This is a genomic window from Streptomyces sp. NPDC001153, from assembly GCF_053598315.1.
The window spans coordinates 1-15103 of the sequence record NZ_JBSFJZ010000072.1; the positions used below are offsets into that span (position 1 = coordinate 1).

13 protein-coding genes are annotated in these 15103 nt (G+C 72.3%); 8 read left to right on the top strand and 5 right to left on the bottom strand.

Going from position 1 to position 15103, the window contains the following annotated elements:
* Positions 1–61: 61 nt before the first annotated feature.
* The gene (locus ACWDEN_RS44470; RefSeq protein ID WP_351617747.1) at positions 62–1552 is read right to left on the bottom strand and encodes an MFS transporter; all 1491 of its coding nucleotides are present in this window, start codon (positions 1550–1552) and stop codon (positions 62–64) included.
* An 85-nt stretch (positions 1553–1637) separates the two neighbouring features.
* Between ACWDEN_RS44470 and ACWDEN_RS44475 the strand changes: the two genes are divergently transcribed.
* A complete protein-coding gene (locus ACWDEN_RS44475) occupies positions 1638–2030 on the top strand; it encodes a MarR family winged helix-turn-helix transcriptional regulator (protein ID WP_351617749.1) in 393 nt (130 codons plus the stop codon).
* 6 nt (positions 2031–2036) lie between these two features.
* On the opposite strand, the gene ACWDEN_RS44480 is transcribed toward ACWDEN_RS44475, so the two are convergent.
* Positions 2037–2777 (bottom strand): maleylpyruvate isomerase family mycothiol-dependent enzyme, encoded by a 741-nt coding sequence (locus tag ACWDEN_RS44480; protein WP_351617751.1) that lies wholly within the window; start codon positions 2775–2777, stop codon positions 2037–2039.
* Between the two features lie 133 nt (positions 2778–2910).
* Entirely contained in the window at positions 2911–4089 is a 1179-nt protein-coding gene (locus tag ACWDEN_RS44485) for an MFS transporter (protein ID WP_351617754.1), read from the bottom strand.
* 375 nt (positions 4090–4464) lie between these two features.
* Between ACWDEN_RS44485 and ACWDEN_RS44490 the strand changes: the two genes are divergently transcribed.
* The gene (locus tag ACWDEN_RS44490) at positions 4465–4860 is read left to right on the top strand and encodes a luciferase domain-containing protein (RefSeq protein ID WP_351617755.1); all 396 of its coding nucleotides are present in this window, start codon (positions 4465–4467) and stop codon (positions 4858–4860) included.
* 95 nt (positions 4861–4955) lie between these two features.
* On the opposite strand, the gene ACWDEN_RS44495 is transcribed toward ACWDEN_RS44490, so the two are convergent.
* Complete coding sequence (locus tag ACWDEN_RS44495) at positions 4956–5735, bottom strand: DeoR/GlpR family DNA-binding transcription regulator (RefSeq protein WP_351617757.1); 780 nt, start codon at positions 5733–5735, stop codon at positions 4956–4958.
* Positions 5736–5861: 126 nt separating this feature from the next.
* Here ACWDEN_RS44495 and ACWDEN_RS44500 point away from each other — a divergent pair, with 126 nt between their 5' ends.
* Entirely contained in the window at positions 5862–6743 is an 882-nt protein-coding gene (locus ACWDEN_RS44500; RefSeq protein ID WP_351617759.1) for an SIS domain-containing protein, read from the top strand.
* Between the two features lie 39 nt (positions 6744–6782).
* Complete coding sequence (locus tag ACWDEN_RS44505) at positions 6783–7640, top strand: class II fructose-bisphosphate aldolase (protein WP_351617761.1); 858 nt, start codon at positions 6783–6785, stop codon at positions 7638–7640.
* On the opposite strand, the gene ACWDEN_RS44510 is transcribed toward ACWDEN_RS44505, so the two are convergent.
* The gene (locus ACWDEN_RS44510; protein ID WP_351617819.1) at positions 7637–8770 is read right to left on the bottom strand and encodes a methyltransferase; all 1134 of its coding nucleotides are present in this window, start codon (positions 8768–8770) and stop codon (positions 7637–7639) included. The two genes, ACWDEN_RS44505 and ACWDEN_RS44510, sit on opposite strands and share 4 nt — an antisense overlap.
* A gap of 80 nt (positions 8771–8850) precedes the next feature.
* Here ACWDEN_RS44510 and ACWDEN_RS44515 point away from each other — a divergent pair, with 80 nt between their 5' ends.
* From ACWDEN_RS44515 to xdhB, 4 genes are all read left to right on the top strand, one after another.
* A complete protein-coding gene (locus tag ACWDEN_RS44515) occupies positions 8851–9495 on the top strand; it encodes an alpha-ketoglutarate-dependent dioxygenase AlkB family protein (protein WP_351617763.1) in 645 nt (214 codons plus the stop codon).
* A 36-nt stretch (positions 9496–9531) separates the two neighbouring features.
* Entirely contained in the window at positions 9532–10770 is a 1239-nt protein-coding gene (locus tag ACWDEN_RS44520; RefSeq protein ID WP_351617766.1) for an ROK family protein, read from the top strand.
* A 425-nt stretch (positions 10771–11195) separates the two neighbouring features.
* On the top strand, positions 11196–12659 hold the full coding sequence (locus tag ACWDEN_RS44525) for a xanthine dehydrogenase small subunit (RefSeq protein WP_351617769.1): 1464 nt from the start codon (positions 11196–11198) through the stop codon (positions 12657–12659).
* Positions 12656–15103, top strand: a complete 2448-nt coding sequence (gene xdhB / locus ACWDEN_RS44530; RefSeq protein WP_351617771.1) for a xanthine dehydrogenase molybdopterin binding subunit — start codon at positions 12656–12658, stop codon at positions 15101–15103. The genes ACWDEN_RS44525 and xdhB overlap by 4 nt, the downstream gene beginning before the upstream one ends.

A 15103-nucleotide genomic window follows, 5' to 3' on the forward strand; every position in this document is an offset into this window, starting at 1 on the left:
GTTCTCCTCCTGGGTCAGGGTCCTGGCGTAGGGCGCCGGGCGCCCGGTTGGAGGCTTCCCCCTAGTCACGGACCGCAACGCGCTCCGCTTCCGCCTCCTCCACGGTGGACCTGGCGACCACGAGGGACCGCTGTGTGCGCCGGCCGCGCAGACCGGCGAGGGTGATCAGCAGACCGGCCGCCGCGATGCCCGTGACGACCATGAAGCCCGGCCGGTAGCTGTCGAGGACGGCCTGCGGGGTGGCGTGGGCGGGGGCGTTCGCGGTCACCACGGCGGTGACCACCGCCAGGAAGATCGCTCCGCCCACCTGCACCGAGGTGTTGAGCAGACCGGAGACCATGCCCTGCTCGTGGTCCTCGACGCCGTTGGTGGCCTGGATGTTGAGCGACGGGAAGACCAGCGCGCAGGCCGCGCCGATCAGCAGCATGGACGGCAGGATCACGGCCGCGTACACCGGCTCGAGGTCGACCCGCAGGAACAGCGCGTAGCCGAGGACCATGAAGGCGAAGCCGGTGGCGATCAGCCGCGGGGTGCCGAACCGGTCGACGATCCCGCCGACCTTCGTCGAGGACACCGCCACCAGCGCGCCCGCCGGCAGGAAGGCCAGCGCCGTGTGCAGCGCGGACCAGCCGAGCAGGGACTGCATGTACAGCGTGGTCAGGAACTGGAAGCCGACGTAACTGCCGAAGAAGGCGATCGCGCCGAGCTGGGCGCGCACCTGGCTGCCCGAGCGCAGCACGCCCAGCCGGATCAGCGGGCTCGGCGAGCGCCGTTCGACCAGGACGAAGGCGGTCAGCAGCACCGCGACGGCGAGGAAGGACAGCAGCGTGCGGGCCGAGGCCCAGCCGGCCTCGGGCGCCTGGACGACGGTGAAGACCAGCAGCAGCATCGCCGCGGTGCCGAGGACGGCGCCCGGGATGTCGTAGCCGTCGTGGCTGTCCTCGCGGGCGCTGCGCGGCAGGAGCCGGAGGCCGGCGAGCAGCGCGAGGAGGGCGATCGGTGCCGGCAGCAGCATGGTGAAGCGCCAGCTGGCCTCGGTGAGCAGGCCCGAGAGCACCAGGCCCATGGAGAAGCCGGTGGCGGCGCAGGTGGTGTAGATGGAGAGGGCGCGGTTGCGCAGCGGGCCCTCCGGGAACGTCGTGGTGATGATCGACAGGCCGGCCGGAGCCGTGAAGGCCGCGCTCAAACCCTTGACGAAACGGCTGGCGATCAGCAGCGGGCCCGAGTCCACGAGCCCGCCGAGCAGCGAGGCGACCGCGAAGACGCCGAGCGCCACGAGGAACACCTGACGCCGGCCGAGCAGGTCGGCGGTGCGGCCGCCGAGGAGGAGCAGACCGCCGTAGCCCAGGATGTAGCCGCTGACGATCCATTGCAGCGCCGACGTGGACAGGTGGAGGTCGGAGCCGATGGACGGCAGCGCGACGCCGACCATCGACACGTCCAGCGCGTCCAGGAACATCGCCGCGCAGAGCACCAGCAGGGTGCCCCACAGCCGGGGGGTCCAGCGAACCGCCGGGGACGGGGCCGCGGAGGGGGTGAGCGGAGAGGTCATGCCGAAGACACTACATGCGCATGCATCGGATGCAAATGCATTTAATTCCGATGCAATAATCTTGCTTCTCTGCTACGGTGCGCCCATGGCGTCGAACAGGGCCGAGCAGGCGCTCGTGGAGCAGTGGCGGGAGATCCTCGCGCTGCATGCCCGCACCCAGTGCGAGCTGGACCGGGCGCTGCACGGACACGGCCTGTGCGCCAGCGACTTCGAGGTCCTCGACCTGCTGTCCGAGGGCGCCGCGGCGGACGGCGGCTGCGCCTACCGCGTCCAGGAGATCTCCGAGCGCGTCCATCTCAGCCAGAGCGCGCTGTCCCGGCTGATCGGGCGCCTGGAGAAGGACGGCCTGGTCGAGCGCGCCATGTGCGCCGAGGACCGGCGCGGGGTGCGCGTGGCGCTCACGGCGAAGGGGCGCGCGCTGCACGGCGAGGTACGGCCGGTGCAGCGCGCGGTGCTGAACCGGATGCTGACGGACTGAGGGCTGTCAGCTCCAGGTGACGGCGGACTTCTCGCGCCACAGTGCGGCGACCGAGGCATCCCCGGTCACGCCGGGGAACGGCAGCCGGTTCCACAGCGACAGGTACAACTGCGCGGCCGGTCCGGCCACTTCGCAGTCGGCGTCCTCGGTCGCCGTCCGCACGGTCACGGGCGGCTCCGGCGACAGGCGTACGGTCCACACCGCGCCGTCCACGTCCGTCGCCCGCATCCGCAGCACCCGCGGCTCTTCGCTCCGCACCCGGCTCCCGGCACGCGCGTGGAAGCCGCACAGCAGCTCGTCGACGCCGTCCACGGCGAAGCCGGGCGCGATCTCGCCGGGGGCACCGCCCCTCGCGGACTCGGCGTCGACCCGGTGCACGGTCGTCTCGTGTGCCTGCCGCCGGGCCCAGAACGCGAGCGGCGACGGCGCGGGCAGGAAGTGCCAGCACTCCACGTCGGGCGCGGCGGAGGCGAGGGTGTCGACGAGATACCGGTGCCCCTCCTGGAACCAGGCGAGCAACTCGGCGCCGTCCAGGTCGGGCAGGCCGCCGTCGGGGTGGTAGGAGGTGTGCCCCTCGGCGACGAAGGCGGCGGCCCAGCGGTGCACCATCCCGGTGTGCCGCAGCAGGTCGCGCATCTGCCACTCCGGGCAGGTCGGCACCTTGGCATCGGTCCCCGCCGCGGCGGCGGCCGCCGCCAGCGACCGGCTCTCCCGGTCCAGGGTCTGAAGGAAGTCGGCAGTGTCCATGGGCGTGAGTGTGCCGGATGGGGTGCGTGCCGGGCCGGTGATTTACGGGGTGCAGGCCGGCCGGTCCCGGTGAGCCGGCCGGCCCCGTCTTCTCGGTGCGCTCGGGGCCGGCCGGGTGCTGCCGGCTCCTGGCTCACGCGCCCATCGTCCGCCGCATGGACACCCCGATGGCCGCGGCGACGGCGGCCAGTGCCGCGACGCTGGTGAGTGCGGCCGACAGGGAGAACCAGTCGGCCATGAACCCGATCGCGGGCGGCCCGAGCAGCATGCCGCCGTAGCCGAACGTCGAGGCGACGGCCACGCCGGACGGGCCGGTCAGCGCGCCGGCCCGCTCCACGGCGACCGGGAAGAGGTTGGCGAGCCCGAGTCCGGTGACGGCGAAGCCGATCAGCGCGGCCCACACGGACGGCGCGAGCGAGCCGAGCAGCATGCCCACCGCCGCGACGGTGCCGCCGGTGATCACCGTGCGGGCCCGGCCGAGGCGCTCCAGGAGGCTCGTGCCCGTCGCCCGGCCCACGGTCATGGCCAGCGCGAAACACGAGTACCCGGCCGCCGCGACGCCGGACGACGCCGAGAAGTCCTGCTGGAGGTGGAGCGCGCCCCAGTCGGCCATGGCGCCCTCGCCGTAGGCGGTGCACAGCGCGATCAGCCCGAAGACGACGACCAGCCCGCGGCCGCCGGTCCGCCGCGTCGCGGGACGGTGCGTCTCCGGATGCGAGGAGGGGGTGCGGTCCGCCGGGGCTGGTGGCTCCTGCCGCAGCAGGGCGCGCCCGGCGACGGCCGTGACGAGCAGTCCGATCAGGGTCAGGCCGAGCAGATGCCGCGTGGGGGAGAGCGCGCCGGCGACCAGTCCGCCGAGCCCGGCGCCGGTCATGCCGCCGAGGCTGAACGCCGCATGGAACGACGGCATGACCGGCCGCCGCAGGGCGGCCACCAGATCGACGGCGGCGCTGTTGAAGGCGACGTTGATACCGCCGTAGGCGGCGCCGAAGACGAGGAGTACGGCGCCGAGGGCGGGCGCGGAGTGGGTGAGCGGGGGCAGGCTGACGCTGAGGGAGAGCAGGACGGCGCAGGCCACGGTGACCGGATGGCTGCCGTAGCGGCGGCACAGCCGGCCGATCAGCGTCATGGTGACGACGGCGCCTGCCGAGACGCCCAGCAGGGCCAGGCCGAGGGCGCCGGCGGAGGAGTCGGTCTGCTGCTTGATGGCGGGGATCCGGACCACCCAGCCCGCGAAGACGAAGCCATCGAGGGCGAAGAAGGCGGTGAGCGCGACGCGGAGCCGGGAGAGATCGCGGCTGCCACCCGGCACTACGCTGTGCGTTCGGGGTTTGTTTATTTGCGGCACAAAGTCAGGCTAGGCCGGTGCGCGGGGCGGGGCAAGGGACATTCCGTGTGCGGGCCACGGAAGGAGGCGCTCCTGCTGCCGACCGAGGACGCCTGGCGTGTGCGACGACTGCCGCACACACCCACGGGCTTGGATCCCGAGTGCCCCGAATCGACCGATGTGCCCTTCACCTGCACCGACTTGTGCTCGTTCGGCCCGGCGGCGGAGTCAACGCGGCGGGACGGACGCCTTGTTCGGCGTCCTGCGAAGGTGTCCACGCGCGCTTCGCGGTCGGATACAGGTCGGTTAATGCTTGCTCACGAGCTGGTTGCCGAGGGGTGAGCGGGCCATGATGGCCCCATGACGTTGGCCTCGCGCGCGCTCGCGCAACTGGCGACCTGGCCCGACCTGAGCCAGGCGGTCCCGAGCTGCGGCCTTGGACAGGCGGTGAGTTCGGCCCAGGGCGAGATCGCCCACTTCCACTCGGACCGCGATGTGGATCTGCGGTTGACCGACCGGGCGATCCGGCGGTTCGCCAAGGACCTCAGGGACTCGGGCGCGATCAGGATCGTGCCCGGTTCGCACTGGGTGACCCTGCGCCTCGACGCGGCGAGCGACGTCGACCTGCTGCTGACCCTGGTGAGCGTGGCGCTCCAGGCCCAGCAGGCCTGGCCCGACCCACTCGACCGGCCGCCGGTGGGCTGCAACGACCAGCGCGGCGCGGGCTTTGTGAAGGCCGACCGCAGTGGTTTCTGAGGCGAGCGGCGTGCCGGCCGGCCGCGGTGGCGTCTGAGCCGGGCGGCGCGGCACGGTGACCATGAGGGCCGGCCGCGCCCGAGTGCCGCCCGGCGTCACACCGCGACGACCCGGACGCCCGCCTCCTCGAAGCGGCGTACCGTCTCCTGCTCCACGGCCGTGTCCGTGACGAGCGTGTCCACCAGCTCCGCCCCGCAGATCCGGGCGAACGCACGCTGGCCCAGCTTGCTGGAGTCCGCGGCGACCACCACCCGCTCGGCGCGCTCGCACAGCAGCCGGTTGATCGCGGCCTCCGCCTCGTCATGGGCCGCCGCGCCGTGCGTGACGTCGAAGGCGACGACCCCGAGCACCGCCACGTCCAGTGTGATCTGCCCGAGCACCCCGTCCGCGAGCGGGCCGATGAGCTCGTAGGACTGCGGGCGCGCCACCCCGCCCGTCACCACGATCTTGAACTGCGGCCGTACGGCGAGCTCGTTGGCGATGTTGAGCGCGTTGGTCACGATGGTCAGCGCGGGCGATCCGGTGGACAGATCGCCGCGTACGGCCAGGGCGCGGGCCACCTCCGTGGTGGTCGTGCCGCCGGTCAGTCCCACCGCCTCGCCCGGCGCGACGAGTTCGGCCACGGCCTTGGCGATGCGCTGCTTCTCCGAGGCGCGCCGGGCCGTCTTGTAGCGCAGCGGGAGTTCGTACGACACTCCGTGCACCACAGCCCCGCCCCGGGTGCGCACCAGCATCTGCTGCTCGGCGAGCTGGTCGAAGTCCCTGCGGATCGTCGCCGCCGACACCTCCAGCTCGGCCGCCGCCTCCTCGACCTCCAGCCGGCCGCGCTCGACGAGCAGGTCCAGCAGCGCCTTCCAGCGGGCGTCCCGGGACATCCGCAGCCTCCGTTCCGAAGTGTTCCCGGCGACCCTAGCGCACCTCTCTCTGCGCTCGAATGCTTGATACTGCTCGAAAGCTCGCTATATCTTGCAGGAACAATCAGCGAGGGGGAGGGTGTGGCCATGAGTCATGTCGAGAACGAGCTGAACAGCCAGCCGGAGTGCTGGACACGGGCGGCCGAGGAGGCGGGGCGGCACCGGGACGCACTGCCGGGACCGGGGGAGCGGGTCGCGATCGTGGGGTGCGGGACCTCGTACTTCATGGCGCAGGCGGTGGCCGCCCTGCGGGAGGGCGCAGGCCAGGGCGAGACCGACGCCTTCGCGGCCTCCGAGTTCCCGTACGGGCGCCCGTACGACCGGGTGGTGGCCCTCACCCGCTCCGGCACCACCACCGAAGTACTGGAACTGCTGGGCGAGTTGAGGGGCAGGACCCGGACCACGGCCATCACCGGCGATCCGGACACCCCGGTGATGTCGGCCGCCGACGACCTCGTGGTGCTGGACTTCGCCGACGAACGCTCCGTCGTCCAGACCCGGTTCGCCACCACCGCCCTCACCCTCCTGCGCGCCCACCTCGGCCTGCACGCCGACTCCGTCGTCACCGACGCGCGCACGGCCCTGTCCACTCCTCTTCCCGAAGGACTGGTCGCCTGCACCCAGTTCACCTTTCTCGGGCGCGGCTGGACCGTCGGGCTCGCGAGCGAGGCCGGGCTGAAGATGCGCGAGGCCTCACTGTCCTGGACCGAGGCCTATCCGGCGATGGAGTACCGGCACGGCCCGATCAGCATCACCACCGAGGGCACCGCCACCTGGATGCTCGGCGAGGCACCCGAAGGGCTCGCCGAACAGGTCCGCATCACCGGTGGGTTGTGGATCGCAGGCCGGCTCGACCCGCTCGCCGAACTCGTCCGCGTCCAGCGGCTCGCGGTCGCCGTCGCCGCCGCCCGCGGCCTCGACCCCGACCAGCCGCGCCATCTCACCCGCTCGGTGATCCTCGCCCCCTGAACCCCGACCCGCCGCCCGCGCCCCGGAAGGACACCACACGTGCCCCTCGCGTCCACCGGCGAGCTGGTCACCGCAGCCGCCGCAACCAGATCCGCCGTCGCCGCGTTCAACGTCATCACCCTGGAGCACGTCGAGGCCGTCATCGCCGGCGCCGAGTCGGCCGGCGCACCCGTCGTGCTCCAGGTCAGCGAGAACGCCGTCAGGTTCCGCTACGGACGGCTGCTGCCGCTGGCCCGGGCGGCCGTGGCCGCGGCCGAACGCGCCGCCGTCCCCGTCGCGTTGCACCTGGACCATGTGCAGAGCGACCACCTGCTGCGCCAGGCGCCCGACGCCGGGTTCAGCTCGGTGATGTACGACGCGGCCCGGCTGCCGTACGCCGACAACCTCTCCGCCACCCGGTCGGCCGCCGACTGGGCCCATGCCCAAGGGCTCTGGATCGAGGCGGAGTTGGGCCAGATCGGAGGCAAGGACGGCAGGCTCCCGCTGGACGCCCACGCGCCCGGCGCCCGCACCGACCCGGACCAGGCCCGCGACTTCGTGGCGGGCACCGGTGTGGACGCCCTCGCCGTCGCCGTCGGCAGTGTGCACGCGATGACCACCCGCACCGCCACCCTCGACCACGGCCTGCTGAAGCGCCTGTACGCCGCACTGTCCGTCCCGCTCGTCCTGCACGGCTCCTCCGGAGTCCCGGACGACGGCCTGATCGCGGCGGTCGGCGGCGGCATCGCCAAGGTCAACGTCGGCACGGCACTCAACGTGGCCATGACCGGAGCGATCCGGGAGTTCCTCGCCGCCCACCCGGAGGCCGTCGACTCGCGCAAGTACCTCAGCGTGGGGCGGGACGCGATGGCCGAGGAGGTGCGGCGGATCATCGGGGTCCTCTCCCGGACGGCCTAGCCCCTCTTGACGGCCCTCAGCACCACGAACTTCGGGTCGGAGGCCACCAGTTCACAGGTGCCGAACAACCGCCTCAGCTTCACGTGGTACCCCAGGTGCCGGTTCCCGATCACCCACAGTTCGCCCCCCGGCCGGAGCGCGCGCAGCGCCCCCGTGAACATGCGCCACGACGTCGCGTCGGTCGTGGCCTGGTGGGAGTGGAAGGGCGGGTTGTTCAGGACCAGGTCCACGCTGCCCGGCGCCACCCCGGCCAGCCCGTCCCCGACCCGGAACTCCGCGTGTCCGGGCACCCCGTTGGCCTTGTACGTCGCCTCGGCCGAGGCCACCGCCTGGAAGGACTCGTCCACGAACAGCACCTCTGCCGACGGATCGGCGAGGGCCACCGCCGTACCGACGACGCCGTTGCCGCACCCGAGGTCCACCACGCGGCCCGCGCCCGGTCCGGGCAGGTGCTGGAGGAAGAAGCGGGTGCCGATGTCCAGGCGGTCGGCGCAGAAGACACCGGCGTGGTTGACGACCGGGCGCCCGGAGACCGGCCCGACGCCGTCCGGGAGGTCGTAGGCGTACGGCCACGGGTTCGCCGGCCGCTCCAGCGCCGGGTCCGGGGTGCAGAAGATGAGCCGGGCCTTCTGCCGTGCCAGTGAGGTCCGGGTCGGGCCCAGGATCCGCTCGAACAGCTGCAGCGTGGAGGTGTGGATCTCCTTCACCATCCCGGTGCCGACGACGACCGTGCCGGCGTGCACGGCGGGGGCCAGCCGCAGCAGCTGGTCCTCCAGCAGCGCCAGGCTCTTCGGCACCCGCACCAGCAGCACGTCCACGCGCTGTGGCGGCGGATCCTGGGTGGTCAGCAACTGCACGGCACCGGGCTCGACACCGGCCCGCACCAGGTTCGCCCGGGTCGCCTCCTGGCTCAGGAAGGAGTCGGTGATCTGCGTCGGCCGGTGCTCCGCGAGCGCCGTGGCCAGCGCCCCCCAGCGGTCCCCGACCACCACGACCGAGCCCGTGAGCGGCACCCCCTCCTCGGCCAGGTGGCGCAGCAGGTACGCGTCGGAGGCGTCCCAGGCACGCAGCCGGTCGCGGGGATCCTCGGGGAAGCGGGACAGCTCGACCTCGCCCCACGGTGTCGTCATACGGTCGCTCATCGTGTCTCCCAGGCTAGCGGAGCCGCAGCTCAGGGCTGGTGGGGCCGGCCTGCGGCACCATGGAGCGTGTGGACGCGGAGCTGTTTCCCAGGGAGCGCGCTCAGGTCGCGCCGGGCGCCGTGCACGTCCCGGACTGGCTCGACGCCGGCCGGCAGCGCGAGCTGCTCGCCGCCTGCCGGCAGTGGGCGCGGCCGCCGGCCGGACTGCGCACCGTACGCACCCCGGGCGGCGGCACGATGACCGCCCGGCAGGTCTGCCTGGGCCTGCACTGGTACCCGTACGGCTACGCCCGCACGGCCGTCGACGGCGACGGCGCCCCCGTGAAGCCGTTCCCGGCCTGGCTCGGCGAGCTGGGCCGCCGCGCCGCCGTCGACGCGCTGGGCCCGCAGGAGCCGTACACCTACGACATCGCACTGATCAACTTCTACGACCGCGACGCCCGCATGGGCATGCACCGCGACAGTGACGAGCAGGCGGACGCGCCGGTGGTCTCCCTCAGTCTCGGCGACACGTGCGTGTTCCGCTTCGGCAACAGCGAGACGCGTGCGAAGCCGTACACCGACGTGGAACTGCGCAGCGGTGACCTGTTCGTCTTCGGCGGGCCCTCGCGGCTCGCCTACCACGGGGTTCCCCGGGTGTACGGCGGCACCGCGCCGACCGGGTCGGGGCTGTCCGGACGTCTGAACATCACACTTCGGGTCAGCGGCCTGTAGGCCGCCGCACCTGCGGATCATGGGAGACTCGCCCTCATGAGCGGCAAGGCGGATCCCCGGACGGCGGGGGAGAGGACCACCTCGAGGGCGCGGCTGGACCGAGGGCGCGGAGCACTCGGCCCCGCGCTGGAGCTGGTGCACACCGGGCGGGCGCCGACGCGGGCCGTGCTCACCGCGGAACTCGGGGTGACCCGGGCCACGGCCGGAGCGGTGGCCGCCGAGCTGGAGGCGCTCGGACTGATTCGCGTGGATGCCCGGCCGGGCGCCGCGGCCGGTTCCCAGGGCCGCCCCTCGCACCGGCTGCAGGTCGCCGAGGACGGCCCGGTGGCGCTCGCCGCGCAGGTCCACGCCGACGGCTTCCGGGCCGCGCTGGTCGGCCTGGGCGGGCGGATCGTGGCGACGGCGCCCGGCTGCGAGACCGTCGACGCCGACCCGGCGAAGGTGCTCGGCTCGGTCGTCGAGGCGGGCGCGGAGCTGCTGCGCACGACCGGCCGGCGCTGCGTCGGCGCCGGACTCGCCGTACCGTCCGCCGTCGCCGAACCCGACGGTCTCGCTCTCAACCCGCTGCACCTGGCCTGGCCCGTCGGCGCCCCGGTCCGGCGGATCTTCGCGGAGTGCGTGCGCGCGGCCGGCCTCACCGGTCCGGCCTTCGCGGGCAACGACGTCAACCTCGCCGCGCTCGCCGAACACCGGCACGGTGCCGGCCGGGGCGCCCGGGACCTGCTGTGCGTGGCCACCGGGCACCGCGGTGTCGGCGGCGCCCTGGTCCTGGACGGCCGCCTGCACACCGGCAGTTCGGGGCTCGCCCTGGAGGTCGGCCACCTCACCGTCAACCCGGAGGGCCGGCCCTGCCACTGCGGCAGCCGCGGCTGCCTGGACGTCGAGGCGGACCCGCTGGCCCTGCTGGTCGATGCCGGCCGCGAGCCCGGCCCCGAGGTGTCGTTGCTCCAGCAGGCCAACGACCTGCTGCGCACCCAGTACGACGACCCGGCCGTCCGCACGGCCGCCGAGGCCCTGATCGACCGCCTGGGCCTGGGCCTGGCCGGACTGGTCAACATCCTCAACCCCGACCGCATCATCCTCGGCGGGCTCCACCGCACCCTCCTGGACGCCGACCCCGGCCGGCTCCGCGCGGTCGTCGCCGACCGCAGCCTGTGGGGCCAGAGCGGCGGCGTACCGATCCTGCCCTGCACCCTGGACCACAACAGCCTGGTCGGAGCGGCCGAGCTGGCCTGGCAGCCGGTCCTGGACGACCCCCTGGGCGCGCTGCGCTGACGGCACTTCCGGCCGCCCCCGGGCACTGTGTTCAGCCGGGACCCTTCGGTATGAGGTTCTCGGTTCTCGAGACACCGAGGTCAACCTCTTGACCACTGTGGCCGCACTCATTATTTTACGGTGGAAGTCGACCCGTAACTACCGGAAGGAGGCGACCAGCGGATGTACACCAGCTCTGATCTCGGTCGCCTCGCCCACAGCACGGTCTGGATTCCGGGTCGGATCGCGCACGGCTGCTGAACACGCCGTTCTGATGTGCCCGTCCGAGGCATATTCCTGATGCTCCGTCACCCTCTCTCGGCACCTCGCTGTCGCGTGCCGTTTTGCGCCCGCTCATCTCACGTGGCGCGTCTGAACACAGAAAGCTGCCTGAAATTGGCGAACATGATGAATCGATCGATCGCGCACCGAAAAGAAGGCCTGTCATGGTAGCGGCGCGGATCACGGTCAATGGGAAAGAAACACCGATTTCACCGGCTGCGCCCCACACGACGGTATTGGACTTTCTGCGCGAGCGTGGCCTCACCGGCACCAAGGAGGGCTGCGCCGAGGGTGAATGCGGCGCCTGTTCGGTGCTGGTGGCCCGTCCCGGGGTGAACAAGCCCACCGACTGGGTGGCGGTCAACGCCTGCCTGGTCCCGGTCGCGGCGCTCGACGGGCAGGAGATCGTCACCTCGGAGGGCCTCGCCACCGCCGGGGACCCCGGCATGCCGCCCACCCTGCACCCCGTGCAGGAGGAGATGGCGGTCCGTGGCGGCTCCCAATGCGGTTACTGCACGCCGGGATTCGTCTGCAGCATGGCGGCCGAGTACTACCGACCCGACCGCTGCGCGCACGCGGACCCGGCCGACAGCACCGACGCCGAGCACGGTCCGAACGGTTTCGATCTGCACGCGCTGAGCGGAAACCTCTGCCGCTGCACCGGTTATCGCCCGATTCGCGATGCCGCCTTCGCCGTCGGCACGCCCACCGACGAGGACCCGCTGGCGCGGCGTCGGGAACAGTCCCCGCCCGCACCGGTTGCCACCGCGTACACCCAGGACGACAGCGCGTTCGTACGGAAGAGCACTCTGGCCGAAACGCTGCGGTTGCTGCGCGAGCGGCCCGACGCGGTGGTGGTCGCCGGCTCCACCGACTGGGGCGTGGAGGTGAACATCCGTTCCCGCCGGGCGGATTGCGTGGTCGCCATCGACCGGCTGCCCGAACTGCGGGAACTGCGCGTCGAATCCGACCACATCGAGATCGGGGCGGCGCTGACGCTCACCGAGATCGAACGCCGCCTCGACGGCGACGTCCCGCTGCTGGCAGAGCTGTTCCCGCAGTTCGCCTCCCGGCTCATCCGCAACAGTGCGAGCCTCGGCGGCAACCTGGGTACGGGCTCGCCCATCGGTGACAGCCCGCCGGTGCTGCTCGCGCTGGAGGCGTCGGTGGTGCTCGCCGACGCCGACGGTGAGCGCGAGGTCCCGCTGGCCGACTACTTCACCGGCTACCGGCAGAGCGTACGTCGTCCCGGCGAGCTGATCCGCGCGGTGCGCATCCCGCTGCCGTTGTCGCCGGTCACGGCCTTCCACAAGATCGCCAAGCGGCGCTTCGACGACATCTCCAGCGTCGCGGTCGCCTTCGCGCTCGACATCGAGGACGGGATCGTCCGCAAGGCGCGCATCGGCCTGGGCGGCGTGGCCGCCACTCCGATCCGCGCCCTCGCCACCGAGGCGGCCCTGGAGGGCACGCCGTGGTCGGCGGAGACCGTCGAGGCCGCGGCCCGGGTGCTGCGGGGTGAGGGCACGCCGATGGACGACCACCGCGCCAGCTCCCTGTACCGTTCCGCGATGCTCGGCCAGAGCCTGCTGAAGCTGCACGCACAGACCACCGAGGCGGTGTCGTCATGAGCCATCTGTCCGAGCGTCCCGAAAAGCCCGTCGTCGGCGTTTCGATGCCGCACGAGAGTGCCTTCCAGCACGTCACCGGCACCGCGCTCTACACCGACGACCTGGTCCAGCGCACCAAGGACGTACTGCACGCCTACCCGGTCCAGGTCATGAAGGCCCACGGCAGGATCACCGCGCTGCGCACCGAGCCCGCGCTCGCCGTGCCCGGCGTCGTCCGTGTGCTGACCGGTGCCGACGTGCCCGGCGTCAACGACGCCGGCATGAAGCACGACGAGCCGCTGTTCCCCGACGAGGTCATGTTCCACGGTCACGCGGTCGCCTGGGTGCTCGGCGAAACCCTGGAGGCTGCCCGGCTCGGCGCGGCGGCCGTCGAGGTGGAACTCGAGGAACTGCCCTCCCTGGTCACGCTGCAGGACGCGATCGCGGCCGAGAGCTACCACGGTGCCCGGCCCGTGATGCTGCACGGCGACGTCGACGCAGGCTTCGCCGACTCCGCGCACGTGTTCACCGGGGAGTTCCAGTTCTCCGGTCAGGAGCACTTCTACCTCGAGACGCACGCGGCGCTGGCCCAGGTCGACGAGAACGGGCAGGTGTTCATCCAGAGCAGCACCCAGCACCCGTCGGAGACCCAGGAGATCGTCTCCCACGTGCTCGGCGTGCCCGCCCACGAGGTGACCGTGCAGTGCCTGCGGATGGGGGGCGGCTTCGGCGGCAAGGAGATGCAGCCGCACGGGTTCGCGGCCGTCGCCGCGCTCGGCGCCAAGCTGACCGGCCGGCCGGTCCGGTTCCGGCTCAACCGGACCCAGGACCTGACCATGTCCGGCAAGCGGCACGGGTTCCACGCCACGTGGAAGATCGGCTTCGACGCGGACGGCCGTATCCAGGCCCTGGACGCCACCCTGGTCGCGGACGGCGGCTGGAGCCTGGACCTCTCCGAGCCGGTGCTGGCCCGCGCGCTGTGCCACATCGACAACACCTACTGGATCCCCAACGCGCGCGTCGCCGGTCGCATCGCCAAGACCAACACGGTCTCCAACACCGCCTTCCGCGGCTTCGGCGGACCGCAGGGCATGCTGGTGATCGAGGACATCCTGGGCCGCTGCGCGCCGCAGCTCGGCCTGGATCCCACGGAGCTGCGGGAGCGCAACTTCTACCAGCCGGGCCAGGGTCAGACGACGCCGTACGGACAGCCCGTCACGCAGCCCGAACGGATCTCCACCGTCTGGCGACAGGTGCAGGACGACGCCGGCATCGCCGATCGCAAGCGCGAGATCGCGGCCTTCAACGCCGCGCACCCGCACACCAAGCGGGCCCTTGCGATCACCGGCATCAAGTTCGGCATCTCGTTCAACCTGACCGCCTTCAACCAGGGCGGCGCGCTGGTGCTGATCTACAAGGACGGCTCGGTCCTGATCAACCACGGCGGCACAGAGATGGGCCAGGGCCTGCACACCAAGATGCTGCAGGTGGCCGCGACCACGCTGGGTATCCCGCTGCACAAGGTCCGGCTTGCCCCGACGCGCACCGACAAGGTGCCCAACACCTCGGCCACCGCCGCCAGTTCCGGGGCGGATCTCAACGGCGGGGCGATCAAGAACGCCTGTGAGCAGCTGCGCGAGCGGCTGCTGCAGGTGGCCGCCACCCAGCTGGGTGCGAACGCCTCGGATGTGCGCATCGTCGATGGCGTCGCGCGGGCCCTGGGCAGCGACAAGGAGCTGGCCTGGGACGACCTGGTGCACACCGCGTACTTCCAGCGGGTTCAGTTGTCGGCGTCCGGTTTCTACCGGACCGAGGGGCTGCACTGGGACGCGAAGACGTTCCGGGGTTCGCCGTTCAAGTACTTCGCCCACGGCGCCGCGGCGACCGAGGTGGAGGTCGACGGGTTCACCGGCGCGTACCGCATCCGGCGGGTGGACATCGTGCACGACGTCGGCGACAGCCTGTCCCCGATGATCGACATCGGTCAGGTCGAGGGCGGCTTCGTGCAGGGCGCGGGCTGGCTGACCCTCGAGGACCTGCGGTGGGACACCAGCGACGGGCCCCACCGCGGCCGGCTGCAGACCCAGGCCGCGAGCACCTACAAGCTTCCGAGCTTCTCGGAGATGCCCGAGGAGTTCAACGTCACGCTTCTGGAGAACGCCACCGAGGAGGGCGCGGTCTACGGGTCCAAGGCGGTGGGTGAGCCTCCGCTGATGCTGGCGTTCTCGGTGCGGGAGGCGCTGCGGCAGGCGGTCGCCGCGTTCGGACCGGGCGATGTGAGCGTCGACCTGGCCTCGCCCGCCACGCCGGAGGCGGTGTACTGGGCGATCCAGTCGGCTCGCGAGGGCGACGCCTCCCGCAAGGGGCACGTCCGCAACGGGCTTGCCGCCAACGGGCACGCCGCCGACGGGCACGCCGCCGACGGCACGGTCCGAACCGACGCAAAAGCGCTGAGCGGTGCCTGA